At 59.4% G+C, this 26,680-nt stretch carries 23 protein-coding genes and 1 pseudogene; 17 read left to right on the forward strand and 7 right to left on the reverse strand.

Going from position 1 to position 26,680, the window contains the following annotated elements:
• Nucleotide 1 precedes the first annotated feature (1 nt).
• The 8 genes and pseudogenes from groL (at nt 2) to FH08_RS0136765 (ending at nt 7,511) form a co-directional block, all read left to right on the forward strand.
• Complete coding sequence (gene groL / locus FH08_RS0136725) at nt 2–1,642, forward strand: chaperonin GroEL (protein ID WP_031363117.1); 1,641 nt, start codon at nt 2–4, stop codon at nt 1,640–1,642.
• Between the two features lie 189 nt (nt 1,643–1,831).
• A complete protein-coding gene (locus tag FH08_RS0136730; protein WP_031363118.1) occupies nt 1,832–2,779 on the forward strand; it encodes a D-isomer specific 2-hydroxyacid dehydrogenase family protein in 948 nt (315 codons plus the stop codon).
• A gap of 198 nt (nt 2,780–2,977) precedes the next feature.
• Nucleotides 2,978–3,757 carry an amino acid ABC transporter substrate-binding protein gene (locus FH08_RS0136735; RefSeq protein ID WP_031363119.1) on the forward strand — a complete coding sequence of 260 codons (780 nt, stop codon included), beginning with the start codon at nt 2,978–2,980 and terminating at the stop codon, nt 3,755–3,757.
• Between the two features lie 46 nt (nt 3,758–3,803).
• Complete coding sequence (locus tag FH08_RS0136740) at nt 3,804–4,481, forward strand: amino acid ABC transporter permease (protein ID WP_031363120.1); 678 nt, start codon at nt 3,804–3,806, stop codon at nt 4,479–4,481.
• Complete coding sequence (locus FH08_RS0136745; RefSeq protein ID WP_031363121.1) at nt 4,481–5,230, forward strand: amino acid ABC transporter ATP-binding protein; 750 nt, start codon at nt 4,481–4,483, stop codon at nt 5,228–5,230. Before FH08_RS0136740 ends, FH08_RS0136745 begins: the two co-directional genes overlap by 1 nt.
• Before the next feature lie 545 nt (nt 5,231–5,775).
• Nucleotides 5,776–5,907, forward strand: a pseudogene (locus FH08_RS52220) (ABC transporter substrate-binding protein); the annotation flags it as partial.
• A 71-nt stretch (nt 5,908–5,978) separates the two neighbouring features.
• The gene (locus FH08_RS0136760) at nt 5,979–6,527 is read left to right on the forward strand and encodes an OsmC family protein (RefSeq protein WP_031363123.1); all 549 of its coding nucleotides are present in this window, start codon (nt 5,979–5,981) and stop codon (nt 6,525–6,527) included.
• A 30-nt stretch (nt 6,528–6,557) separates the two neighbouring features.
• Nucleotides 6,558–7,511, forward strand: coding sequence for an aliphatic sulfonate ABC transporter substrate-binding protein (locus FH08_RS0136765; RefSeq protein WP_031363124.1), 954 nt, complete (start codon nt 6,558–6,560; stop codon nt 7,509–7,511).
• 115 nt (nt 7,512–7,626) lie between these two features.
• Here FH08_RS0136765 and FH08_RS0136770 read toward each other — a convergent pair whose 3' ends face one another.
• The 7 genes from FH08_RS0136770 to FH08_RS0136800 form a co-directional block, all read right to left on the reverse strand.
• Nucleotides 7,627–8,208 carry a DUF4865 family protein gene (locus FH08_RS0136770; protein WP_031363125.1) on the reverse strand — a complete coding sequence of 194 codons (582 nt, stop codon included), beginning with the start codon at nt 8,206–8,208 and terminating at the stop codon, nt 7,627–7,629.
• A 111-nt stretch (nt 8,209–8,319) separates the two neighbouring features.
• The gene (locus tag FH08_RS0136775; protein WP_326929001.1) at nt 8,320–8,886 is read right to left on the reverse strand and encodes a GNAT family N-acetyltransferase; all 567 of its coding nucleotides are present in this window, start codon (nt 8,884–8,886) and stop codon (nt 8,320–8,322) included.
• Between the two features lie 5 nt (nt 8,887–8,891).
• Nucleotides 8,892–9,338 (reverse strand): bleomycin resistance protein, encoded by a 447-nt coding sequence (locus FH08_RS0136780; protein WP_235210615.1) that lies wholly within the window; start codon nt 9,336–9,338, stop codon nt 8,892–8,894.
• Nucleotides 9,339–9,509: 171 nt separating this feature from the next.
• On the reverse strand, nt 9,510–9,851 hold the full coding sequence (locus FH08_RS0136785; protein ID WP_051888806.1) for a hypothetical protein: 342 nt from the start codon (nt 9,849–9,851) through the stop codon (nt 9,510–9,512).
• Nucleotides 9,852–9,984: 133 nt separating this feature from the next.
• The gene (locus tag FH08_RS0136790; RefSeq protein WP_031363129.1) at nt 9,985–10,641 is read right to left on the reverse strand and encodes a methionine ABC transporter permease; all 657 of its coding nucleotides are present in this window, start codon (nt 10,639–10,641) and stop codon (nt 9,985–9,987) included.
• A complete protein-coding gene (locus FH08_RS0136795) occupies nt 10,622–11,860 on the reverse strand; it encodes a methionine ABC transporter ATP-binding protein (RefSeq protein WP_235210616.1) in 1,239 nt (412 codons plus the stop codon). The genes FH08_RS0136790 and FH08_RS0136795 overlap by 20 nt, the downstream gene beginning before the upstream one ends.
• Before the next feature lie 14 nt (nt 11,861–11,874).
• Nucleotides 11,875–12,687 carry a MetQ/NlpA family ABC transporter substrate-binding protein gene (locus FH08_RS0136800; protein WP_031363131.1) on the reverse strand — a complete coding sequence of 271 codons (813 nt, stop codon included), beginning with the start codon at nt 12,685–12,687 and terminating at the stop codon, nt 11,875–11,877.
• Nucleotides 12,688–13,357: 670 nt separating this feature from the next.
• Here FH08_RS0136800 and FH08_RS0136805 point away from each other — a divergent pair.
• The 9 genes from FH08_RS0136805 to FH08_RS0136845 all read left to right on the forward strand — a co-directional run bounded on the left by FH08_RS0136805 (nt 13,358) and on the right by FH08_RS0136845 (nt 26,545).
• Nucleotides 13,358–14,641 (forward strand): acyl-CoA dehydrogenase family protein, encoded by a 1,284-nt coding sequence (locus FH08_RS0136805; protein ID WP_081889686.1) that lies wholly within the window; start codon nt 13,358–13,360, stop codon nt 14,639–14,641.
• A 334-nt stretch (nt 14,642–14,975) separates the two neighbouring features.
• Nucleotides 14,976–17,504 (forward strand): TonB-dependent receptor plug domain-containing protein, encoded by a 2,529-nt coding sequence (locus FH08_RS0136810; RefSeq protein ID WP_031363133.1) that lies wholly within the window; start codon nt 14,976–14,978, stop codon nt 17,502–17,504.
• A 67-nt stretch (nt 17,505–17,571) separates the two neighbouring features.
• A complete protein-coding gene (locus tag FH08_RS0136815) occupies nt 17,572–18,699 on the forward strand; it encodes an LLM class flavin-dependent oxidoreductase (RefSeq protein ID WP_031363134.1) in 1,128 nt (375 codons plus the stop codon).
• Nucleotides 18,700–18,750: 51 nt separating this feature from the next.
• Entirely contained in the window at nt 18,751–19,773 is a 1,023-nt protein-coding gene (locus tag FH08_RS0136820; protein WP_031363135.1) for an aldo/keto reductase, read from the forward strand.
• A gap of 183 nt (nt 19,774–19,956) precedes the next feature.
• Nucleotides 19,957–21,048 carry an ABC transporter substrate-binding protein gene (locus FH08_RS0136825; RefSeq protein ID WP_031363136.1) on the forward strand — a complete coding sequence of 364 codons (1,092 nt, stop codon included), beginning with the start codon at nt 19,957–19,959 and terminating at the stop codon, nt 21,046–21,048.
• Nucleotides 21,049–21,126: 78 nt separating this feature from the next.
• On the forward strand, nt 21,127–22,698 hold the full coding sequence (locus FH08_RS0136830; RefSeq protein ID WP_031363137.1) for an ABC transporter substrate-binding protein: 1,572 nt from the start codon (nt 21,127–21,129) through the stop codon (nt 22,696–22,698).
• 27 nt (nt 22,699–22,725) lie between these two features.
• Nucleotides 22,726–23,718, forward strand: coding sequence for an ABC transporter permease (locus tag FH08_RS0136835; RefSeq protein WP_031363138.1), 993 nt, complete (start codon nt 22,726–22,728; stop codon nt 23,716–23,718).
• 11 nt (nt 23,719–23,729) lie between these two features.
• Nucleotides 23,730–24,773 (forward strand): ABC transporter permease, encoded by a 1,044-nt coding sequence (locus tag FH08_RS0136840; RefSeq protein WP_081889687.1) that lies wholly within the window; start codon nt 23,730–23,732, stop codon nt 24,771–24,773.
• Nucleotides 24,773–26,545: an ABC transporter ATP-binding protein gene (locus FH08_RS0136845; protein ID WP_051888851.1), complete on the forward strand. Its 1,773-nt coding sequence runs from the start codon at nt 24,773–24,775 to the stop codon at nt 26,543–26,545. The genes FH08_RS0136840 and FH08_RS0136845 overlap by 1 nt, the downstream gene beginning before the upstream one ends.
• The last annotated feature ends 135 nt before the right edge of the window (nt 26,546–26,680 follow it).

The following is a 26,680-nucleotide window of genomic DNA, read 5'->3' on the forward strand; positions in this document are numbered from 1 at the left end:
AATGGCAGCCAAAGAAATTGTCTTTAGCGATAGCGCACGTTCGAAACTGGTCGAAGGTGTCAACATCCTCGCCAACGCAGTGAAAGTAACGCTTGGGCCCAAGGGCCGCAATGTCGTGCTGGAGCGCAGCTTCGGCTCACCGATCGTGACCAAAGACGGTGTGTCGGTTGCGAAGGAAATCGAGCTGGCCGACAAGCTGCAAAATATCGGCGCGCAACTGGTAAAGGAAGTCGCGTCGCGCACCAGCGACGACGCCGGTGACGGCACCACTACCGCCACCGTGCTGGCACAGGCGATCGTACGCGAAGGGCTGAAATACGTGGCTGCAGGCCTCAATCCGCTGGATCTGAAGCGCGGCATCGACAAGGCCGTGATCGCCGCCGTCGAAGAACTAAAGAAGATCAGCAAGCCCACCACGACCAGCAAGGAGATCGCCCAGGTCGCGACCATCTCGGCTAACGGCGAAGAATCGATCGGCCAGCGGATTGCCGAAGCGATCGATCGTGTCGGCAAGGAAGGCGTGATCACGGTCGAGGACGGCAAGTCGCTCGAAGATGAACTCAATGTGGTTGAAGGACTGCAATTCGATCGCGGCTACCTGTCGCCCTATTTCATCAACGATCAGGACAAACAGGTCGCCGTTCTCGACGATCCGTTCGTCTTGCTGCACGACAAGAAGGTATCGAATATCCGCGATCTGCTGCCGGTGCTGGAACTGGTTGCGAAGGCGGGACGGCCGCTGCTGATCATCGCTGAAGATGTCGAAGGCGAAGCGCTCGCGACGCTCGTGGTCAACAACATCCGCGGCATCCTGAAGACAGTCGCAGTCAAGGCGCCGGGCTTTGGCGATCGCCGCAAGGCATTGCTCGAAGACATCGCGATCCTGACCGGCGGCCAGGTGATCGCGGAAGAAACCGGCCTCACGCTGGAGAAGGCGACGTTGGCTGAACTGGGCCAGGCCAAGCGCATTGAAGTAGGCAAGGAAAACACCATCGTGATCGACGGCGCCGGCGACACGAAGAATATCCAGGCACGCGTCAAGCAGATCCGTGTGCAGATCGAAGAGGCCAGTTCCGACTACGATCGCGAAAAGCTGCAGGAACGCGTAGCGAAACTGGCCGGCGGCGTAGCGGTGATCAAGGTGGGCGGTGCAACCGAGATCGAGGTCAAGGAGAAGAAGGACCGTGTTGACGATGCGCTGCACGCGACGCGTGCAGCAGTTGAAGAAGGCATCGTGCCGGGTGGCGGCGTCGCGCTCATTCGCGTCAAGCAGGCAATCAGCGGCCTGAAGGGCGCCAACGCGGACCAGGACGCCGGCGTGAAGATCGTGCTGCGCGCATTGGAAGAACCATTGCGCCAGATCGTCACGAATGCGGGCGAGGAAGCCAGCGTGGTCGTCGCGAGGGTCGCCGAGGGTACGGGCAACTTTGGCTACAACGCGCAGACGGGTGAATACGGTGATCTGGTCGAATCGGGCGTGCTCGATCCGACCAAAGTGACGCGCACCGCGCTTCAGAACGCGGCATCTATCGCGGGCTTGCTGCTCACGACCGATGCAACGGTAACCGAAGCGCCGAAAAACGCAGCCCCTGCTGGTCCCGCTGGTGGACCGGGTGCGGGTGGACCGGGCTTCGATTTCTGAGGCTTTCCAACATGTAAGTATGCAGGCACGTCAGCGCGTCCAGTTTCAGACGCTCTGACGTGCGCATCGGATTCGTGACGCAGCGGTTCGCCACGTTCTACGCTTACTCGATCTTTCCTTCACGCAGTCCTTACCAAGCCTTTCGCCCTGCATGCGCGAGTGTGCCGTCACTTCCCGTTTTGAAAACCCATGGTCACAATAGCCAGCCAGCTCGCCGAACCTTTCAATGATGCAGTGCGCGCGCTGCTGCCCGATGTTCACGTAGTCGGCATACCGCGCGGGGTGCCGGCCGAATTACCTGACGAAACGTCGATCCTGGTTGCCGCCCCAATCATCATACGGGGTGCACGGGCACCGGAACACGCCCCCTCCGGCTGGCCGTTCGGGCTGAGCTGGGTACAACTCGGTTCGTCGGGGATCGACTTCTATCCGCGTTGGTTCTTTGAGGGACCGCCCGTCACCACCGCGCGTGGCACCTCCTCAACAGCGATTGCAGAATTCGCGTTGGCAGCAATCTTTGCCCACGCGAAACGCCTGCCGGACATCTGGATTCACGACGCACAGCAATGGGCGTTGACGCCCCTCGCAACGGTGCAGGGCAGCACAGTCGGCATATTCGGCTTCGGTTCGATCGGTCAGGCTCTCGCACAGAAAGCGCTCGCGCTCGGCGCCCGGGTTATTGCGGTGCGGCGTCAAAGTTCCACCACCCCGGACCTGCCCGGAGTTACCCTCGTTGCCGATATCGGCGAACTGGTGCGACAAGTGGACCATCTCGTACTCGCGGCACCGGCTACTGCGGCCACGCGTCATATCGTTAGTCGAGAGTTGCTGGCTCAGGCGAAGCCGGGACTGCACGTGATCAATGTTGCGCGTGGCTCGTTAATCGACAATGAGGCATTGCTTGAGGCGCTTGCGGGCGGTCTCATTGACGCGGCATCGCTCGACGTCACCGAGCCGGAGCCGCTGCCGTCCGGGCATCCTTTCTATACGCATCCGCGCGTCCGCCTGTCGCCACACACGTCGGCGATCGGTCCACACAATGCGGTTGAATTGGCCCGCAAGTTCGCGCGCAATTTCAGCGCCTTCACTCAAGGTACGACGCTGGAAGATCTCGTGGATATCCGCCGGGGTTACTAAACCTTGCGTCAGACCGCCTTTGTAGTTTTCAACCTCCGCTTAACAAACTGCCCACACCTTTATTCAATTCAGGCATAACCTTCGACACAGTTGTGCTTTGTGAAACTAAACCCCCTTGTTACAGTCGCGCCAAAGCGTTTCGTCTTCGCTCGTCGAAGATGAAATAAACAATAGATAAACGTTTAAGGAGTCACTCCCATGAAAATTCTCCAAGTCATGCTGCTTGCCGGCATCGTACAGTTGACGGCTTTGTCGAGCGCCTTCGCGGCCGACGATCTGGCAAGCATCAAGAGCGCCGGTGTCATCAAGATCGGCACCGAGGGAACATACGCACCCTTCACCTACCACGACGAGTCGGGCAAGCTGACAGGCTTCGACGTGGAAATCGGCCAGGCTATTGCAAAACGCCTTGGTGTTAAACCGGAGTTTGTTGAAGGCAAGTGGGACGGACTGATTGCCGGACTCGATGCAAACCGGTACGACGCGGTCATCAACGAGGTCTCCATCACCGACGCCCGCAAGGCCAAGTACGACTTCTCGCAGCCGTATATTGCTTCCCATGCGGCCCTGATCGTGCGCTCGGATAACACGACCATCAAGACCTTCGATGACCTGAAGGGCAAGAAGTCGGCCAATACGCTGACCAGCAACTTCGGCAAGATCGCGAAGGATCACGGTGCGGACGTAGTGGGCGTGCAGGGCTTCAACGAATCAATTGATTTGCTGACATCTGGCCGCGTCGATGCGACAGTGAACGACAGCCTGTCGTTCCTCGACTTCAAGAAGCACAAGCCGGACGCCAAGGTGAAGATCGCGGCAATCGACAATTCGGCTGACAGCGAGTACTCGGGCGTCATCATCCAGAAGGGCAATCCGGAGCTTCTGGCCGCTATTGACAAGGCGCTTTCCGACATCAAGGCAGACGGTACCTACAAGCAGATTTCGCAGAAATACTTCGGCAAGGATGTATCGAAGTAACATCGCGCTCAGCGCCGCCCATAGCTAATTATTAGAGATCCGAAATATGCCGGCATGGCTCCACTTGATGGGCGAGTCGCTCTGGCCACTCCTGTACGCGGGACTCGTGTTCACGGTGCCGCTCACCATTGCATCGTTTGCACTCGGCTTGACGCTGGCATTTGCAACCGCACTTGTGCGGCTGTTCGGACCGCAATGGGCGGTCAAGATTGCACGATTCTACGTTTGGCTGATCCGCGGCTCACCGCTGCTCGTGCAACTCTTTGTGATTTTCTATGGCCTCCCCAGCGTCGGTATCGTGCTGGACCCACTCACGGCCGCCATTATCGGCTTCTCGCTGAACGTAGGCGCTTACAACTCGGAAGTCATCCGCGGCGCAGTCGAATCCATTCCGAATGGACAATGGGAGGCGGCGTATTCCATGGGCATGACGCGCTCGCAAGCACTGCGGCGGACAATTTTGCCGCAGGCTGCTCGCGTCGCCCTGCCCGCACTGGCGAACTCTTTCATCGCACTCGTCAAGGATACGTCGCTTGCCGCAGTGCTCACGGTACCCGAGATTTTCCAGGCGGCTCAGCGGATTGCTTCAGTAACCTACGAACCGCTTATCCTGTACACGGAGGCGGCGCTGATCTATCTGGTGTTCAGTTCCGTGTTGTCCTCGGCCCAGGTTCAGCTTGAAAGAAGACTCGGCCAACATGCTCTCTTCAAGGGGGGTCAGTGATGATAGCCCTCGATAAAATCCAGAAATCCTTCGGTGATCATCATGTGCTCAAGTCGGTCGATCTCACGCTCGCACAGGGTACGGTCACGGCACTGATCGGGCAGTCGGGAAGCGGCAAGAGCACGCTCCTGCGTTGCGTGAACCTGCTTGAGATTCCCGACACCGGATCGCTCACGCTAGGCGACGAGCGAGTCGAATTCAGCAGCACGGAGAAACCGTCTCGTGACGCGGTCCTCAGGATACGTCGCAAGACGGGAATGGTGTTCCAGAGCTTTCAATTGTTCCCGCACCGGACCGTGATACAGAACGTGATGGAGGGTCTGGTCACCGTCCAGAAATGGGACAAGGAACGCGCGCGGGTACGAGCCGGCACATTGCTGGAAAAGGTAGGCATCTCGCAGAAGGCCGATGCCTGGCCTGCCACGCTCTCCGGTGGACAGCAGCAGCGGGTGGCCATTGCGCGAGCGCTCGCGCCCTCTCCGGACATTCTTCTTTGCGACGAACCGACCTCTGCGCTCGACCCCGGACTGGCGGCCGAAGTGATCGACGTATTGAGCCAGCTCGCGAAAGAAGGCATGACCATGCTGTTTGCTACGCATGATTTACGTCTGGCTGCATCGATTGCTCGCGAGGTCGTGTTCCTCAGCGGTGGCAGCGTGATCGAATCCGGTTTGGCCGACGATATCTTCAACCGGCCGAAGCAGCCCGAAACGGCGAATTTCGTTTCAGTTCTCACCCGGCAAACGTGATCTTGGGAGCGCGGCCGTGGGCAAGATCAACATCGGCCCGCGGCGAATTTGCTTGTGCGAACCGTTGAATGATCAGTCGGACCAGCGCCGCTCATCCGAGTGCTGGCAGTCCCAATCGCCCTTGCGAGTCACACGGCAAGATCGAGCGAAACCGACCCGACGCCGCTCTCGCGTCGCTCAACATGAAAGCTGTCGGCGAGTAACGAGCGCGTATATTCCGCCTGCGGCTGATTGAACACTGCCTCAGTGGGACCGTGCTCGACCACACGCCCCGCGCGTAGCACTACAACCTGGTCGGATGTCCACCATGGCGAGTATGTGAGCGTCGCGCTTTACTCTGAGCGTCCCTGATAGCCCCAGGCATCGTTCGATATCCTTATTCTAATTCGTTGGTTAGCCTCCCCGCTCGCAAACGGTATTGTCGAAAGCTCAATGGTTTGGCACGGCTCGCGGAAAACCATCGATTTCATCGGTTCCGGGTCGTGGAGAACTTCAATCGGCTTGCATCGCTCGCGCCCGGGCGGGTCGATCTCGGCGTCGGTAAAGCGCCGCTCACCTGCTCCCTCAACGATCTGATCAAGACGGGAAAATACAACCCGGTACTCGAAAAGTGGAATCTCGGCTCGGAGAGAATCGAGAAGGCAACGACCAATCCGCCAGGTTTGCCAAAGAGCTAAAGCCGGGGCCGTGCCGGTAACGTATGGCCCGAAATAGTGCCATCCCTTTCACCATTACACCCACTCACCAGATGACAAGCCTTAACGAATACCTGACAGAAAAGCGCGGCGCCGTGCTGGCGCGTGAACAACGGATTGCCGGCGGCGACGCGCAGCCGGTGGAACTGAACGCAGTGGTTGCCGCAGAGGGCCGTAGCGGTGTGCGTCGAATCCGTATTCGTGGTCACCAGGTGATCAGCGACAGTCCGGCCGATTTCGCCGGCTACGACCTGGGACCTAGCTCGCCCGAGTTGCAACTCGGCGTGCTCGGGTCGTGCGTCACCCACATCTTCCTGATTCAAGCGGCGCATCGGCAGGTTCCCCTTAACAAAATCGAGGTCGAAGTGATTGGAAGCATTGACCCACGCGGAGGCAAACCGGGTTTCGAGCATATTCCCGTGTATCCGCACGATATTGGCTACGTCGTGCATATTGACTCACCGGCCAGCAAGGACGCTATCGACAGCCTTTTCGCGGAAGTCGAACGCACCTGTCCCATTCTGAATCTGCTGAGGAATCCGCAGCATATTAACGCATCTGTCAAACACACATCCCATTCTCAGATCCATCAGCAGGACTGATGAGAAAACCACGGACCAGGACATTCTGACATGGTGCGCCAAGCTTTCCGTTTCACATTTATCGTTGCCTTGCTTCTATCACTTGCGCAGCTCGCACTAGCGGCGCCGGGTTACCCTGAGATCATTCGCATTGGATATCAAAAAGGGAATAGCCTGGTGATTCTTAAGGCGAACGGCGAACTGGAGAAGACGCTGGCGCCGCTGCATGTCAAGGTGGAATGGCACGAATTCGCTTACGGGCCGCCAATGATCGAGGCGCTGGCCGCCGGCGATATTGATCTCGGTTTCGTCGGCGCTACGCCTCCCGTGTTCGCTCAAGCGGGCGGTGCACCGAATCTCGTGTATGTGGGTTACGCAGCACCGTATGGGACGAACTATGGCGTTGTCGTGCCGGGTAACTCGGATGCGCGCACGATGGCCGATCTGACGGGACGACGGATCGCTGTGGCAAAGGGCTCCGCAGGCGAATATCTGCTCCTGAAGGCACTGGAGAGCGCAGGGTTGACCCCCGCCGATGTTCATATCACGTACCTGCAATACAGCGAGGCGCGCGCAGCGATAGAACGCGGAGACGTTGCCGCCTGGGTCGTACCGGACCCGCGTCTGGCCGACGTTGAAACCAACGCCGGCATGCGCGTGATCACGACCGCCGCGAGCCTGCCAGCGCAATACAGCTTCTATGTATCTCCAAGGGCGTTCGCCGAAAAGTATCCGGCAGTACTGCGCAGCGTGCTGGAACTCGTCGACGCCACCGAGCATCACGCGCAAACACATATCGACGAGACAGCAGCCTTTCTCGAGAAAGATACCCGGGTTCCGGCGGCCGTCTGGCAGATAGCGTTGAAACGTAACCCATGGGGCGTGAGTGCGCCGCTCACACCCGAAGTCATTGCCGCGCAACAGGAAGTGGCAGACACCTTCGCGCGCTATCACTTGATTCCACGGCCCGTTCATGTCGCAGACGCAGTCGTGCGAGTTCCGTAACCGTTATTCGTGCCGGGCTGACCGCCAGCAAAAGCAGGATTGACGGTTTAAAGGGTGACGTGCGACACGAGAATTCGAATGCCGCAGGTTCCCGTGTGACGCTGACCTCTCGTTTCTATGCGGCGCTTCCACGTGGCAGTGTTTCCAGAAGCGGCCTGGCGAGATGCAGGATCTCATAGCTTGTGCCAGCTTCGTTTCCGGTCGGTTCATGCTCAGTCAGCACGACGCGCGTGAATTTCCAGGTCTGAGTGTCCACACCCACTGCGGCGGCCACCGTTGTGGAGCGCTCGGCGATCTCCCGGTTCCGCTCGATCTCGCTGGCGAACACAGCCGTCAAATCGGCATCAAGAGGAATGTCCAGGTCCTCCTTGATCGCAAATCGAGCGTGGTGCGCTTGCCCCTTGCGCGCGTCGAGCGCAAACCGCGTCTGGATCTCGGCTCGCCCGAAAGCGTCTGTCACAACCTTGTAGCGACCGCTCACCAGGAAATCACGGAATGCCTCATCATGACGCCACAAATACAGCGACGAATAGCTATTCGCGATGGCGCCGTAACGCCCCTTTTCCCGCAGCAGAAAACCCTTGAAGTAAAGCTCTGGAACGTCATCCCAGAGCGGACCGCGTTCTTTCGCCCGGGTGCGGATCAGTCCGATGTCGTAATTGGCCGGCAGGCGATGCGAGTAGTGCGCGATGATCATGGCTAAGGCTCCTTGTGGTGTGTCGGATTTAAACGCTCTATTGCTTGCCGCGTGCCTGGGTCTTCCAGGTGCCGGCCAGCGCGTCGCCGGCTGTTCGCCAGAGCTTGACGATTACCGTCCCGGCCTCGCGATGAACGCAAGCTTTTCCTGCCCATCAAAGCCCGCTGACTCGTAAAACTGGACAGTAGCTTTATCCTTTCGTCCCGTAAGCAGCATGACCTTATAACAACCAGCCGACCAGCTCGATGCCAACGCCTCCCGAAGCACTGCTTTGCCGTAGCCGTTCCCGCGATGAGCGCTATGAGTCACGACATTCTCCACGACGCCATAGGCCCTGCAACCTCGTGTGAGATTGGGTATGACAGTCAGAGCACAGCTGGAAACCAGCTCGCCGTCCCTATATCCACCGAACACAATATGGCGAGGGTCCGTAATGAGTTCGTTCCAGACTGAGCGAAGCGTCAATGCATCCGGCAACGGCTCATCTGCGGAGTGGAGGTGGCGATAGAGAAGCAGCAGTTGATCGAGCTCGGTCGGCGAAATGGGGCGTACCTGCAATTCAACAGTCTCCTTCTCTTGCGAAGCGTTTCTACGTAGTAGCGCAGCGAGTTGTCGAAGGTCTTGAACTCGCCGCGCCTTGGAACTAAGCGGGTAGGCACAGCAGACCCGGCGCACCACTCGCCCTATTCGCCGGTCGTGTCTCCGACTAGCCGATGACCCAGGCTCGCCGAAAATCGCACAAGATAGCCGTCCGGGTCCTGGACCAGGAACTGATGCACTCCCGCTTCAAGTTCACCGGTGCGATACCACTTTTGCTCCGGCGCCAGGAATAAGGGCCAGTCGACGCTTCCCAACGCTTCGAGTATCGGCGCAAGCGTTTTAACGCTGACCTGAAAGTTCATTCCTCGTCCAAGCGGCGCCTCCAGCACAGCCGTTATCCAGTTACGCCCGCGACCGCGCTCCTCCAGCATGACTTGCGCACCTTCACGGTCCAGATAGGCAAAGCCCTCCTCCAGACGGTGATAAACGACCGCGAAGCCACAGAGATCACGCCAGAACCGCAAGCTTGCGTTGATATCCGTAACCAGCAGTTCCGGCACCAGCTTCGCCGGTATGAAGGATGGTTGCAAAGTACTCGGCTCCATTGATCTAAGGCGTCCACGTGCGCGCTGCTGCGGAAAAGGTCGTACATCCCGAGCATCAAAAAGTAAAGGCCCGGCTGCACCGCACGAACGATGACGGTGCCTGGAGGCCTTGGCAGCACAGCTGCCGATACCCGGTCTGCAACCGTACGCAGAAGATTAAGCCCTGCGTGTTAATAGCGCGAGATCTCGAACGCTTGCCAATGATGCACCATAGCCGCTGAGAATACCCGTCACGCGACGCGTAACGGGGAAAGTGGCGGTACTCCTGATCTGTTCAGTCGCATTGTCACCTTGTACAGGCAGTTCATTCGTTACCCGGCGAAATGCGATTTTCCCATCCGCCTTATTGATCATTTTTACAAAACCCTCCTGGGCGAGTGCGCATAGGGTGTCGCGCAGGATGGCGGTTGTGACGTCAAAATATTGCGCCAGATACGTTGGATTGTAGTCGCGGCCAAGCTGCATGCGACCAAGAAGAGTAACCTGCGTGAGCTTCATTGACGATCCTGTAACTAAGACGGGTTCCTGACGATAGTAGTTGCGCGTCAAACCCGCTCCAAGCGACTTATGATCCTATCTATTCCCGGATTCATTCAATGTAAGCCATCACGCGCTCCAAAATCCGGAACCCTCAACGCTTATGGTCAACCCGACGTGCAAGCCATTCACCCGCAAACTGCACGATAGAGACCAGGGCGATAAGAATCACGATAACCATGAACATCACTTGCGTCTCGTACCGTTCATAGCCGTATCGGATTGCCATGTCGCCCAGGCCGCCCCCGCCCACGGCTCCCGCCATTGCAGAGGTATCGATCATGGCGATGGCAGCCACGGTCATACCACCCAGGATGCCGGGAAGCGCTTCAGGCAGCAGCACATGCCGCACGATATGCCAGCGCCGGCATCCCATCGCCCGCGCGGCTTCAATCAAACCCGGCTCGACGCTGTTCAGGCTGACCTGCGCAATCCGCGCAAAGAACGGTATGAGATTCGCGCTAAGCGGCACGACCGCCGCCCACGTGCCAAGCGTCGTTCCTACAATGAAGCGTGTTACGGGCAATAGCGCGACCAGCAAAATAATAAAGGGAATCGCACGAAACATATTGATGACGATCGACAGCGTCTTGTTCAAACGCGGCTTTGGATAGAGCCCGTCGACAGTGGTCGCGTTCAATACAACGGCGATGATCAGACCCGCCACGATCGCGATCGCCATCGACACGCTCACCATGAGCAGCGTCTGCAGAAGCGCGTGAATGTATCGGTCAAGTATCGGCGTGGACATAACCTAACACCTCTATATGAGCAGCCGGCAGCGTCTTACGCGCCTGTTCTTCATTCCACCCCTGCGCGGGCACCGCAATCAGCAGGTTTCCCTGCGCATGCCCGCGAAGGCGATCCAGTCCACCATGTAACAAGTTCGCACCCTGCCCCAGCGCGGCCAGGGCTGCGAACGGGACACCCCCGGGAAGCCCATTCCCCGGAAATCTGACTTTGAGAATGGCTTCACCTGGACGACCGCGCAAATCCGCTACGAGCCTGTCGGCCAGATCCAGCGGAAGATCGTGCAGCAGTGGGCGCAACAGAGCTCGCGTTGCATCTGCTTGTGGATTGCCGAAGACTTCCCAGACTTCTCCTCGCTCCACGACCTGCCCACGATCCAGGACCAGTACCTTATGGCAAATCTCCCGAATGACCGACATATCGTGCGTAATAAGCACAATAGTCAGACCGAGCTTGCGGTTGATGTCCCGTAGCAGATCGAGAATGGATTGCGTGGTTTCAGGGTCGAGCGCCGAAGTGGCCTCATCACAGAGCAGAATCTCCGGATCGTGAACAAGAGCGCGAGCAATGCCTACTCGCTGCTTCTGGCCGCCTGATAACTTCGCCGGGTAAACGTCCGCCTTGTCGCGTAACCCTACGAGCTCTAGCAGCGCCTCGACCCGCTCTTGCACAATTTTCGGCTTCACACCGGCAACACGTAAAGGCAGGCCGACGTTCTCCCTGACAGTCTTCGCCGAGAGCAGGTTGAAGTGCTGGAAAATCATGCCAATGCGCCGCCGCAGCGCGACGAGTGCGTCCTCATCGAGCGTACCTACGTCGATATCGTCGACGCGCACCCGCCCCGCACTAGGCGACTCGAGCATATTGATCGCTCGGAGCAGCGTGGACTTCCCTGCCCCGCTGCGTCCGATAATGCCGAAGATCTCGCCGCGTTCTACATTGAACGAGACGTCCGTGAGCGCCGTGACCGTCCCTTTGCGTCCTGAGTAGTGTTTTTGCAAATTCTCGAACGCAATATGAACGTCCGGCGATTTCGCGCTCGGTAGTGATCCGCTAACCACGCGGCGAACAGAGTCATGAACATCGTTGATAGATAAACCTCGAACAGGAATTCGGCCTAAGGCGGGAGAGTACGACGTCGGGGGTTCAAAAGACATGCGCGACGCTCGGGCAGAGTGAGAGATCATGCGACGCCCTCCGATCGACGAAGGGCAGGTCATACGCCGTCACTCCATCAGAACGCGGGAATGACAGAACCGTTGAAATGCGTCTCGATGTATGTCCGCACTTCCGGGGACTGATAAGCCTTGACCAGGTTCTTGACCCACGGAGCATTCTTGTCCTGTTCACGGACCGCGATGACGTTGACATACGGATTGTGGTCCTTCCTCTCAACCGCAATACCATCGCGTGTTGCGAAGAGGCCCGCTTCGGAGGCGAAGTTGTTGACGATAGCGGCAGCGTCGACGTCCGGGAGCGACCGTACCTGCACGATGTCCGAGGCCTCGACAAACTTCAGGTTCTTGGGGTTCGCCGTCACGTCCTGCAGCGTGGCGGTTCCCGTGAACGGATCAAATCCGTCGCGCAGCGTAATCAGTTTGTGATCACGCAGAATGACCAGCGCGCGAGTCTGATTGCTTGGGTCGCTTGGAATGCTGACCGTTGCGCCTTCCGGCAATGCCTCAAGTGACTTGTACTTCTTTGAGTAAAACGCGATTGGCGATATATACGTGTTCCCCACCGGCACGATCTTGTAGCCCCGCTGCTTCACCTGATCTCGCAAGAATGGGATGTGTTGGAACGAATTGGCATTCAGATCGCCGTTGTTAAGTGCTTCGTTGGGGCTAGCCGTACCAGTGATAACGATGGATTCCACCGGCAGGTTATTCTTCTTTGCTACCTGGGTCACGATCTCCCAGATCTGCTCGTCCACACCTCCGCGCACGCCCACCTTCAAGGGCGCTGAATCGGCCGCGAATGCCACGCCATGCGACATCGTGAAGGTAGCAACAACAACAGCTATCAGGCGTAAGGCTCGGCGAACCATAGTGACTCTCTCTTTAATGTTGAACTAGTGTTGGGCGATTATAGGGACGGGGTTTTCAAAGGCCTAAGAATTGTTCGTTGAATGCTAATCACCGTTTAACGAGCGTTTTTGGAAGTTCTCGAGCGGCTTTGCACTTGACGGGCTGGACGTCTTAGCTCCGGTGCAGGTAGAGGGCATTCACATTCATCTCGATTGGGCTCGTTCAACCCGGCCCGGTCAACGATGAATAGTTTTGTAACCCTAAGTAGTTTCATCCATAAAACATGAATGTTTTCGTTGAGCTTTCAATTGCGCCCACCATGCGTCGAAACCGCACGTTGAGCGCCGCTTACCGACGCCACGCCACCTTCATCGATGCACCCACGAAACAAGCACAGGTGCAAAGGCTATGCGGTCGCGACTGATAAACGCCCGATCATTCCTGTGTAAAGAAAATTCGAATAGCTTCGTTGTGGCCTGACAGGAGCGATGCTCCAATCTATCGCTCGAAGCGCCAGGGGTTCACTAGAGCAAGCACGCGCTGCCCCTACGTTCCTTAATCAGTAGCAGTCGAGCGGGCCAAGGGCGGGCCAAAACAGGCAGCACGGCACGCGGCTGGCTGCATTCTGTCCATATCCGCTCCCCAGCGTCTCCAGACATTCCCAACATCTAATGCAAGGAACGCGAGGCAATGTCCGTCCAGCTTCTGCAAGACTCGTCCGCCGGTGAACCCACACTCGACCGGGCCGATTCAGAGCCCAACCCACCTGCCGGTTCGACTCGCCGCAGCCGGGAGGCGATCCTCGCCGACCTCCCGTCCATTGCAGAGGAGATAGCCAAAGGCGCCGTCGCTCGCGAACTCGGCCGCGAGTTGCCGTTCGAAATCTTCCGCACCCTGCGCCAGACCGGTCTGACATGGCTGCGCGTGCCAAAGCATTTGGGCGGCCCCGGCGGGACCCTCGCCGATCAGGTAGAAGCCATCTGCACGCTGGCCGCCGCCGACTCGAACGTGGCGCACGCGTTGCGCAGTCATTTCGGCTTCCTCGAGTCCATTGCTGTCGATCCCGACGCCGCGGTCAGCCGGAAGTATGTCAAGGAAGTGCTTGATGGCAAGCTCTTCGGCGGCGCGCATATGGAGATCAATACGCCACGGCCGAACATGCTGCGTACCAAGCTGGTCAAGCAAGGTGACAGGTACATCCTGACGGGCAAGAAATACTACGCAACGGGTGCGGCCTTCTGCGACTACACCAGTTTCACCGCACTCGACGAAGACGGCCGGGTAACCGGCGCGCTGGTTCCTGCCAACCGCAAGGGCGTGCAGATCCTCGACGACTGGGACGGCATGGGCCAGCGGCTGACGGCAAGCGGCGGCGTGGATCTCGATGACGTGGAAGTGTTTCCCGACGAGATCACCTCCCGACTCGACGGCAATCCGTTCGTACGGCGGCACAATGCCACGCGCGCGCAACTGCATCTGGTCGCATGCATCGCCGGTATCGTGCGCAACGTCTTCAGCGATGCCGTCGGGTACGCCCAGAAGCAGGCGCGCTCGGCGAAGCACAGCCATTCCGAAACGGCGCGAGGCGATCATTTCGTGCAGCAGGTGATCGGTGACATAGCCGCGGCTTCCCATGCGATCAATGTGATCATCGCCGACGTAGCGCGAACGCTCGATGCGGCGGCGGCCGGTATTGTCACGGGCGCACCGAACCTCGATGAACTCGTCATGGCGAGTGCGCTTGCGAACTCGAAGGCGCAGATCGTGGTCGGCAAGCTCGCCATTCGCTCGGCCGAAAAGCTCTTCGACACCGGCGGCGGATCGGCCACCTCACGCAAGTACGACTTCGACCGCCACTGGCGTAACATCCGCACGATCCTCAATCACAATCCGCTGCTTCTGAAGGGCCGGGTCATAGGCGATTACTACCTAAACGGAGTTCGCACCGATTTCGACGAAGGCCGTGTGTTTTGAGCGTGAGTAAAACTGCTTCGTCATGGGAACCGCCACTGATGCGGACAATCATGACGCACGCGCCAGCTTATCCGCAAGGAATCGGAAACTGAAACAATACGACACAACGAAATAAGAAATAGTTCGTTAGGAATGGAAAGTAATTTTGATATCGTTTGGATGCACTTCGGTAAATGACTTTCCCACACGTTCAGTTTCCGCCTCTCAGCTCCAGAGGAACGGGCGATGTTGCGCGTTGATTCTCCGGCTTGATTGAGAACGCACTATTAATTCCATTTAATCGCACGTCCCCCGCTACTACTCGCGCGGAGCCAGGCGTGCATCAAGGATTGCTATGTCTCGGCCCTATAGACGAAACGCTCGCATCTCGAAGCGCAATACGCCGCGGCTGGCCGCCATTTCGGTGGCTCTCGGAAGTTTGTATAGCGCCGGAGCATGGGCGCAATCAGCCACAACGGGCAACGACGTCGCGAAGGTTCAGGACGTCGTGGTCACCACCGGCTCGCGTGGCGACACAAAAACCGTCGCCGATAGTCTCGCCCCCATCACGGTCGTGACCGACGCGGAGTTGGCCAAGACGGGCAAGCAGAATTTGCGTGACGCACTCGCGTCGCTCGATCCTACTTATGCAAACGTGCCTGGTTTTAAGGGCCAACAGGGCATTGGCGTGAACACCGCCAGTCTGCGCGGGTTGAGCGGCAATGAAGTCCTGGTGCTGGTGAACGGCAAACGGCGGCATTCGTCGGCGGTGACCATCGCGGGCATCGGCGGAACGGGAACCGACCTCGACCTGATACCGGTCAGCGCAATCGACCATATCGAAATCCTTAAAGATGGCGCCGCCGCGCAGTACGGATCGGACGCCATTGCGGGCGTGATCAACATCATTCTGAAATCCGATCCGAGCGGCGGCAGCCTTAGCACGTCTTATGGACAAAACGCCAATGCGAACGTGGGGGGTCTCGGGCAGAACGGGAAAACCGGGGATTTTTCGCTAAATCAGGGGATTGCACTTCCGCACGGCGGCTCATTGAATCTAAGCGCCGCGGTGATCACCCAGAAGGACACGAATGTGGCCGGGCCGGTCCCAAACAATACGAACATCTATCCCTTGCTGCCTAACGGATCTCCCGATCCGCGCGAGACAACCAATTCGCGCTATCGGCAGATCATGGGACAACCGAACACGCAGACGCAAAATTTCGCTTATAACTTTAATCTTCCGATAAACGACTCCATTCAGGTTTATTCGAATGCGACATACAGTCACCGGTTTTCCCAAGGTTTCGGTACCTATCGGTCAGCCAGCTCGTCGCAGAACAACCTCGCGTTTTATCCCGAAGGCTTCCTGCCGCAATTCGCGGTACAGGACAACGACTATCAGGTAGTCGCGGGGGTCAAGGGAACCAACCTGCTGGGATGGGACTGGGACCTGAGCACATCGTATGGCCGCGACGACGCGAGAGTCGAGGACAACAACGCGCTAAGCCCGTCGTTCGGAACAGCGAGCGCCACCAACTTTTATCTGGGCAGCCTGATCGCGAGCGAATGGACGACCAACCTCGATTTGACCCGCAAGGTGAACACCGGGCTCTTCGACAAGCCTTTGCAAGTGTCCTTCGGCTTCGAGCATCGATACGATGAGTTCCAACAGACCGTTGGCGACTATCAGTCGTACGCACAAGGCGGCTATGTGCCTACGACCGGCGCGTTCGCTGGCCAGCCTATCTCTCCGGGTTCCGCCGGCATGGGCGGCTTCTCGCCGTCCGCCGCCGGGTCCTACGGACGCACCAATGACGCGGCTTATATCGACCTGGCACAAGCATTGACTAACAAGTGGACCGTCGACCTTGCGGGGCGCTTTGAGCACTATGACCAGGGTGTTGGTAATGTAGCGAGCGGCAAGCTCTCTACTCGTTATGAATTCTCGCCGGCTATTGCAGTTCGCGGCACAGTCAGCAACGGCTTTTCTGCCCCCTCGTTGCAAGACTCGTACTTCACGAACATTAGCTCCAGCTACAACCGCAACGTCTTCACCGGCGCGTGGATCCAGCAGATCAGCAAGCTCGTCCCCGCTTCGAACCCCGCAGCACAAGCATTGGGCGCCACGGCGTTGAAACCGGAAAAATCAACCAGCTTCAGCGTAGGCTTCGTGCTCAAGCCGATAGAGCGGCTCAATGTCTCCATTGATGCATACCAGATCGTGATCGACAACCGCATTGTCCAGTCGACGGCATTGCAAGGTAGCGCGGTTCAGGCACTGCTCACGGCCGCCGGACAGAGTGCGAACCAGACGGTTTCGTACTTTGCGAATGCAGGCACGACCGTGACGCAAGGCGTCGACGTCATAGCCGATTACTTCACGCCGCTGGGTAAATACGGCGATGTGAAGTGGACCTTCATGAGCACGCAGCAGAACCAGCAAATCCGGAGTCTGAACAATCCCGCCGTATTGACCGCGAACGGTATTCAGCTGATTGGACGCGATGCTCAGGGGCGCCTGACAGTGGCGAATCCGAAGAACGTCACATCGCTGTCCGCAGACTGGACCTACGGCAAGTTTGGTGTCTTTGTGAAAGAGACACGCTATTCGAGCGTGATTGGGCTCAATGCTATTGCCGCCAATCGCGACGAATATGTGCCGGCGGCCTTCATTACCGATCTGAACCTGAGCTACTGGCTCACCAAGAAATCCAGGCTGTCGATTGGCGCGAACAACCTGTTCAACAAGAAGCCGCCCAATCTCCCCGCCGCGGCCATCCAGTATTTTGGTTTCCCGGTTTCCACGCCTAATCCAAGCTGGTTTTCGCCTTACGGCGTGAACGGCGGCTTCTATTACGCCCGCCTCGACGTTGTCTGGTGATCTGGCCCGAGCCCGCTTGCAGACTGCTTGATTCAGCTAGACGCGGCCCGACGACTAAGGAGTTTTGATGACATACGAAACGGTTTCTCCGGCTGACATCCCCGGCAGTCCGCTTGCCAATGCGCTCAAGCAGCCCCTGATGTTGGGGGTCTTCCTGAACTTGCAGGACATCCGGCTGTCGACGCTGCCGACAAGCTCGACCTGGACCTTCGACTACAACGCGGAGGTGGTGCGCAAGGCCGACGAGCTTGGTTTCGAACTCGCGTTCAGCCGCACGCAATGGCTGCCAAAAGGCGGCTATGACGGCGAAGCTTCGCTCGATGCATTCGTTGCGCTCGGCGCCATGGCCGCGATCACCAAGAACATCCTGCTGATCTCGACCATCCATGTTTTGTACGGCCCGATCCATCCGCTGCATCTGGCGAAGTACGGCGCCACGCTCGATCACATTTCCAAGGGCCGGTGGGGCATCAACATTGTCACCGGCCACCGCGCCGTCGAGCACGAGATGTTCGGCTGGGATCGCATTGAACACGACACCCGCTATGAGCTCGCCAGCGAACTGTTCGATGTCGTCCAGCGGCTGTGGACCGATACCGAGAACTTCTCGTTCGAGGGCAAGTCGCCCTGGAAAGTACACAACGGCTACATCACGCCGAAACCGCAGTTCGGACGTCCGGTGCTGGTGAACGCGACCGGCTCCGAAGCGGGCATCGCGTTCGCCGCGAAGTATTCGGACATCGTGTTTATCACGAGCCCAGGCGGTGCGCATATCGACAGCGCGCTGGAGACGCTGCCCGCGCATATCGCCAACATCAAGGCGCAAGCCGCACGCGTGGGCCGCACTGTGCGCACCGTGATCAATCCTGTCATTGTGAGCCGCGACACCGAGCGCGAAACGAACGAGTATGCCGATGCGATTTCCCGCAACGCCATCAAGGGAGCATTCGGCGGTTACGACAGCGACGCGCACGCATGGCGTGGCCGCGGGGATGCTTCGCACAAGCAAGGACTAGGCCTTGGCGGCAACATCGAGATCATTGGCACGCCAGAGCAAGTGGTCGACCAACTCGTCGCGCTGAAGAAGACGGGAATCGACGGCGTGCAGCTTGGCTTCTACGATTTCCTTCCCGAACTCGGCTACTTCGGTGAACGCATCCTGCCACTGCTCAAGCAAGCCGGACTGCGGCTCTGATCCGAATTTTACTTTAAGCCTTCCCATTCACTTCCACCAGAGAGAGTACCCATGACAACGTATCGCAACCTCGGCCTTAGCGGCATCAAGGTGTCTCCGCTGGCCCTCGGCACCATGATGTTCGGTGCCCAGACTGACGAGCCGACCGCGCGCCGCATCACCGAAAAGGCCTTCGAACAAGGCGTCAATTTCATTGATACCGCCGACGGATACGCGGGCGGCGCCTCCGAGCAAGTCGTTGGACGGCTGATTGCGGAACGCCGCTACAGCTGGGTGCTGGCCACCAAGATCGCCAGTCCGCGCGGTGACGGCCCGAACGATCGCGGCGCCTCGCGCAAGTACATCATAGAAGCGGTGGATCGCAGTCTGAAGCGCCTCGGTGGCGGCTATATCGACTTGCTGTATCTGCATCGCGAAGATCATGACACGCCCGTTGCGGAAACCGTCCGCGCACTTGACGACCTGATTCGCGCGGGCAAGATCCGTCACTACGGCCTGTCGAATCATCGGGCGTGGAAGCTGGCCGAATTCAGCCGCACCGCCGATGCGCTCGGTGTCGACCGGCCCATTGCTTCGCAACCGCTCTATAACCTGGCGAATCGGCAAGTTGAGCTTGAGCATCTCGAAGCGGCTGATTACTACGGGCTCGGCGTGGTGCCTTACAGCCCGCTTGCGCGCGGCGTGCTCACGGCGAAATACCAGCCCGACCAGGCACCCGAAGCCGGCACGCGCGCCGGTCGGCAGGACAAGCGCCTGCAACAGACCGAATGGCGTCCGGAATCATTAACGCTGGCGCAGCAGGTCAAGCGTCATGCCGAAGAGCGCGGCATTACACCGGGGCAATTCGCGCTCGCGTGGGTGCTGAATAACAAGCTGATCACGGCAGCCATCACCGGGCCGCGCACCGAGGCGCAATGGGACGATTATCTGCCCGCGCTCGAGTATCGCTTTACTGCGGAGGACGAAGCGTTCGTGGATTCCCTGGTCACGCCAGGCCACGCATCCACACCGGGCTTCAACGATCCGGGCCACCCGTTCTTTGGCCGTCAGCCGAGGACCACCGGCAACAAGTGAAGCAACAAGCGAAGCCTCAATCCGATGACTTCGGATATCAGCATACGCCTCATATATTTACGACGAATGCTTCGTATGCGCAGTCATCGTGACTCTCTAAGATCAAGAGCTGGTTTGCAACGCCCCGGCCACGGGGCGAAGCGTTGCCCTCTTCGCTCCAACCCCACTTTTCCTGGACGCGCCATGACCCAATCGACCGAGAATCCGCCCGTCAAACGTCTTTGGTACACGCGTTGCCCTGCGCCCACTCCGTTCGGCATCGCCATCCAGCAAGGTTGGCTGCAGGACGAGTTTCGCAACGACGGCATCGACATCCAGGCGTTGCAGGATTCCAGCGACCCTGTGATCCGGCAATCGCACTTTACGCACTCGCAAGCGCATTCGTTTCGCCAGGGCGGCAACATCCCCGCGCTGTGGGCGCGCGCGCAAGGTGCTGACACGCGCGTGATCGGGCTCTCGTGGGTCGATGAGTTTCAAGGGCTGGTCGCGCTCCCGTCAAGCGGTATTGAAGAGCCGGCCGACCTGCGCGGACGACGCTTCGGCCTGCCTCGCAATACCCGCGCGAAGGTGGTCGACTTTCATCGCGCGACCGCATTGCGCGGCTTTGTCACGCTGCTCGGCGCGGTGGGCCTCACGCTGGACGACGTGCAACTTGTCGATCTTCCGACCGCTCCACGTGGCCTCGCCGATGAACCCGCCGTGCTCGATAGCGGCGCAGCACGGTTGCTCGCAACCGAACGCGGCCAGGAATTCAGCTTCGAAGCGCTGGCCCTCGCGCGTGATGAAGTCGATGTGGTGTTCGTGAAGGGCGCGAGTGGACTCGAAGCCGCGAACCTTATTGGCGCCCGCGCGATTGTCGATCTCAGCAACCAGCCGGACCGGTTCGCCCATGCCAACAACGGCACACCGCGGCCGTTGACGGTCGATGCCAAGCTATTGCGCGAGCGCCCCGATCTGGTCGCGCGCGTGCTGTCGCGGGCGATTCAAGCGGGCGAATGGGCGAGCGCACATCCCCAGGAGGCGACCGCCTATGTAGCGCGCGAGACCCGCTCTGCCGAGCATTGGGCGAGGCATGCCTACGGTTCGCAACTGGCCACACAACTGCAGATTGGCCTCGACCGGAACGCGATCGCGGCATTCGATCACTTCAAGCAGTTTCTCTTCAAGCACGAATTCATTTCGCAAGACTTCGACATAGCAAGCTGGATCGACCCGGTGCCCCTCGCCGCGGCCCGCGCGCTGCTGGCCGAGCGACACCTCGCGGTACCGGCGTAAATGCATCGCCCAACATTCACGCACAGGATTTCATCGATGAGATTTGCGTTGCCGCCGTGGCGGTTCGTAGTTGCCTGCATGGTTGCCAGCACTGCCCTGCTAATTGAAGGTTCGGCCATTGGCGCAAGCACGGCCGACGTAGCCCAGCCGATACAGGGAGGCACGCTCAACTTCGTGGTCGACCCCGAGCCGCCTACCCTCGTCGACCTGACCAACACGGCCGTCCCTACCCTCAAGGTCAGCACGAAGGTCACCGAAGGGCTGTTGACCTATGACTTCGCCCTGCATCCCGGGCCGCAGCTTGCAACGTCCTGGTCGGTCAGTGCGGACGGCCTGCAATACACGTTCAACCTGCGTCACGGAGTGAAGTGGCACGACGGACAGGACTTCACGTCAGCGGACGTTGCTTACTCTATCGAACTGCTCAAGCGTGTGCATCCGCGCGGCAAAAGCACCTTCGCCGACGTCACGCAGATCAGGACACCCGATGCGTTCACGGCCGTGCTCGTGCTGTCCAAGCCTTCTCCCTTCCTCATCAAGGCGTTTTCGGCTAGCGAATCGCCGATCGTGCCCAAACATATCTATGAGGGAACGGACCCGTTCTCAAACCAGAACAACAACGCGCCCATTGGTACGGGGCCGTTCAAGTTCGTGAAATGGGTGCGCGGTAGTTACATCGAATACGATCGCAATCCGGACTACTGGGACAAGCCGAAGCCTTACCTCGACAAAATAATCGTCAAGCTGATTCCGGACGCGCCGGCACGTTCCATTGCGTTCGAGACGGGCTCCGTCGACCTGGGCGGCAATACCCCGGTACCGCTTTCCGACATCGCCCGGCTCAAGCAGGATCCAAAGCTCGGTATTGAAACGCGAGGCTATGAGTTCGAAGCGGGCGTCGTGCGCGTTGAGTTCAACCTGGGCAATCAGTACCTGAAAGTGCCAGCCGTACGCCAGGCGATCGCGCGGGCGATCGACCGCAATGTGATCCAGAAGACGATCTACTACGGTTACGCGAGTGTGCTCAGCAGTCCGATCATTCCCGAAAGCCCTTACCATGACCAGACACCTACGCCCTACCCCTTCGACGTGGCCAAGGCCAACGCGCTGCTCGATGCGGCGGGCCTGCCCCGTAACAGCGACGGTGTGCGCTTCACCGTCATTGTCGATCCGCTGCCGATCAGCGATATTCCGCAACGCACGGCCGCTTACCTGCGCTCCGCGCTCGCGAAGATCGGCATCGCGGTGACGATTCGAAACCAGGACCTGCCGTCCTACCTCAGGCGCGTCTATTCGGACCACGACTTCGATATCGCGGTCAACGGCATGAGCAACCTCTTCGATCCGACTGTCGGTGTGCAACGTCTTTACTGGTCGCAGAGCATCCGCAAGGGTGTGCCGTTCACGAATGCGTCCGGCTACAGTAATCCAGAGGTCGACCGCTTGCTCGAGCAAGCTGCGGTCGAGCCCGACGATGCTAAACGTAAGCAACTGTTCGGGCAGTTCCAGCAGATCGTCCAGCGTGATCTACCCGACGTCAACGTGGTCGAGCAACAGCAAGTGACCATCTACAACAAGCGGGTGCATAACCACACCACGTCGCCGGACGGCCTCGATTCGAATTTTTCCGACGTGTACCTGAGTCCCTGAACCGATGGAACCGATGGAACCTAGCGCATGACTTCCTCTAACTTGAAACGGGTGGCGCTGCGCCTGCACCGCACTGGAGCGCAAGCCATACCGACGATCATCGCCGTTGTGGTGCTCAATTTCGCGCTCCTGCAACTGGTGCCCGGCGACGCCGCTGACGTGCTCGCGGGGGAATCGGGCTCCGCCACCGCCGAGACCATGGCGATGATGCGCCACCACTTCGGCCTCGACCTGACCCTGTGGCAACAGCTTCTTGCGTACCTGAAGCACCTTTCGCACTTCAGCCTGGGATTTTCGCCGCGCTTCAACACGCCGGTCATGACGCTGATCATGGCCCGCCTGCCGAACACGCTCATCCTGATGGTGAGTGCGCTGGCGTTCGCGATCGTGGCCGGCATCATCATCGGCGTGGCGATGGCGAGCTGGGCCGGGAAGTGGCCCGATCGCGTGCTGTCGTTTTTTGCGCTGGTGCTTTATTCCATGCCCGGCTTCTGGCTCGCGCTCATGGCCATCGTGCTGTTCTCGGTGAAGCTCGGATGGCTGCCTAGCGGTGGCGACATGACGCTCGGTGTCAATCTCACTGGCTGGTCCTGGCTCTTGGACCGCGTCAGTCATGCGCTGCTGCCCGCACTCGCATTGGCGAGTTTTTTCGTCGCGATCTATGCGCGCCTCACGCGTGTCGCGATGCTCGAAGTTCAGCGGCAAGATTATGTACGCACCGCGCAGGCAAAGGGCCTGCACCCGCTGTTCGTCACCGTGCGCCACGTGCTTCGCAACGCGTTGCTGCCGATCACCACGGTGGCCGGCATGCATCTTGGCAATCTGCTCGGCGGCGCTGCGGTGATCGAGACCGTCTTCAGTTGGCCCGGCCTCGGGCGCCTTGCGCTCGAAGCCGTACAGGGCCGCGACTACAACGTGCTGCTCGGCGTGTTGTTGCTGTCATCCATGCTCGTGATCGTGGCTAATGTGCTGGTGGATCTGCTGCACGCCTGGCTCGACCCGCGCATCGCGCTTCATTGAAAAAGTCCCTCATGTCATCCAATCATTCGCCTCTCGAACAAGCCGATGGCTCGCCGGTCCAGCCGGGCGGTAATCGGCTCTTGCGCGACACTGCTGTAGAACTTGAGCGCAGTGGTTGGCGCCGCCAGTTCATCTCTTTGTGGCTTGGACGCTTAGGGCGCTTTGGGCGCTTTGGACATGGACCGACTGACGCATCGTTAGACCAATCGGAAGCGCGCCGCTGGCCTGCACTCAGGGCGCTCGCGCGCAATCCCTCTGTTGTGAGCGGCGCCGCGCTGCTGCTTGCGCTGCTTCTCATCGCACTTTTCGCAGGCACCCTCTTTCCCGGAGATCCGCTCGACATCGTCGCGCAACCCCTGCTCGCCCCCGGGCAGGATCCGCAATACTGGCTCGGCACGGACTCGCTCGGCCGCGACGTACTCGCGGAACTTGCCCATGGCAGCCGCGCGTCGCTCGCCATCGGCGTGACGGCCGCGCTGATCGGCGTGGTGATCGGCACGCTGGTCGGCGCGCTTGCGGGATACTTCGGTGGCTGGGTCGACGATGTCCTCATGCGCGTAACCGAACTGTTCCAGACCACGCCGTCGTTCCTGTTCGTCATCGTGATCGTGTCGATTGGACATCCCTCGATGACCGTCATTTCGCTTGCGATCGGTGTCACCTCCTGGCCCACCATCACGCGCCTCGTGCGGGCAGAATTCCGCTCGCTGGTGCAGAGTGACTTTGTGATGGCCGCCCGCAGCCTGGGCTTCGGCCATGCCCGCATCATCTGGCGCGAGATACTGCCTAACGCGTTGCCTCCCATCATCGTGACGACTTCCGTGATGGTGGCCACGGCAATTCTTATGGAGTCCGCGCTGTCGTTCCTCGGCATGGGAGACCCGAATGTGGTGAGCTGGGGCAGCATGATTGGCGACGGTCGCGAAATGCTGCGCACCGCGTGGTACTTGACCGCGTTGCCGGGAGGCGCGCTCGTGCTTACCGTGCTCGCGCTGAACCTGCTCGGCGACGGCCTCAACGACGCCCTCAACCCGCGTCTCGCCGAGCGTTCATGATGAAACCGATACTCGAAGTCGATCGGCTCGCCGTACGTTTTGGCGCACAGCATGCGGTGAGCAACCTGAGCTTCACCGTGCACGAGAACGAGATGCTCGCACTCGTCGGTGAATCCGGTTGCGGCAAGTCCACTACCGCGCTCGCGATCATGCAGTTGTTGCCGTCCAGCGCCACGCTCGAAGGCAGGATCGATTTCGAGGGCCGTGACCTCGTCGGCTTGTCGAAGCCGACCATGCGCTCGATCCGCGGCAATGCGATCTCCATGATTTTTCAGGAGCCGATGACCTGCCTGAATCCGGTGATGACGGTAGGCGCCCAGATTGTGGAAGTACTGCGCCGGCATGAGCCGCTATCGGCCGATGCCGCGTGGAAGCGCGCGACCGAACTGCTGGATCTCGTCCGGCTGCCGGAACCCGCAAGTCGCGCGCACGACTATCCGCACAGTCTTTCGGGCGGCCAGCGCCAGCGCGTGATGATCGCGATGGCCGTGGCATGCCGCCCGCGTCTCCTGATCGCCGACGAACCCACGACCGCGCTCGATGTCACCATCCAGGCGCAGATCCTGCAATTGCTGGATTCGCTGGGCCGGGACCTCTCGATGGCGGTGCTGCTCATTACGCACGATCTCGGCGTGGTCGGGCAGTATGCGAACCGCGTCGCGGTGATGTATAGCGGCGAGGCCGTGGAGGACGGCACTACCCAGCGCATCTTCACGCAGCCGCGCCACCCCTACACCAAGGGACTGCTGGGAGCGTCGCTCACGCTCGACCAGAACCTGCACTACCGCACGCGCCGTCTCACCGAGATTCGCAGCCACATCGACGCCGACACCGGCCTGCGCGACTTCTCGCTCAGCGACGAACGCATCGCAAGCGCGCCGAACATCATCTTCACCCGCAGTCCGTATGTTCGCGCGCCGGCGGCAGACACTCGGGCGCCGTTGCTCGCCGTGCGCGACCTCGTCACGCGCTACGACGGCAAGCGCAACGTGGTGGATGGCGTGTCGTTCGACGTCGGTCAGGACGAAACGGTCGGCCTTGTCGGAGAGTCCGGTTGCGGGAAGTCGACGCTCTCCCGGACCATCCTGCGGCTGATTCAATCAACGAGCGGTTCCATCAGCCTCGACGGCCAGGACATTACGAATCTCGGCGGCAGCAAGCTGCGTGCAATCCGCCCGAAGATCCAGATGATCTTCCAGGACCCTTACGCATCGTTGAATCCGCGCCAGCGCGTGCTGGATATTCTCGATGCGGCGCTGATTGTCCACGGCGTCGCCGACAAGCAGGAGCGCCGCCGCCGCATTGCTGACATCACGGATCGCGTGGGGCTCGCTTCGAAATCGCTGCAGCGCTTTGCGCACGAATTTTCAGGCGGCCAGCGGCAGAGAATTGGCATTGCGCGCGCCCTGGTGCTGCAGCCGAAGCTCGTGATCTGCGACGAACCGGTCTCCGCGCTCGACGTGTCCATCCGCGCGCAGGTGCTGAACCTGCTTGTCGAACTGAAGCAGTCGCTCGGGCTTTCTTACCTGTTCATCTCGCACGATCTTTCCGTGGTCCGTTACATAGCCGATCGCGTGCTGGTGATGAACACAGGCAAGATTGTGGAGTCCGGCGATCACGAAACCATTTGGTCCCGCCCCGCGCATGCTTATACGCGCAGCTTGATCGACGCCGTCCCGAAACCGGCGTTCAGCAGACACAGGCACGACAAGACTGCGCCACGACAAGACGACGTGGACCTGCCGTTTTCGTTTTATCGCTTTGCAGTGTGACCGCATGGTTGTCGATCACGCTGCTCGCGCGACATCTCATGCAGCTCCTCATTCACATATCAGCACGATGAGAAACTTCATCGCGAATTAATGTTTCGTGATCCTATATTTTGTTGCTAAGGTTGAAGTCGCGAA

It is taken from the genome of Caballeronia sordidicola (genome assembly GCF_000729995.1).
In the GTDB taxonomy this organism is placed as follows: domain Bacteria; phylum Pseudomonadota; class Gammaproteobacteria; order Burkholderiales; family Burkholderiaceae; genus Caballeronia; species Caballeronia sordidicola_A.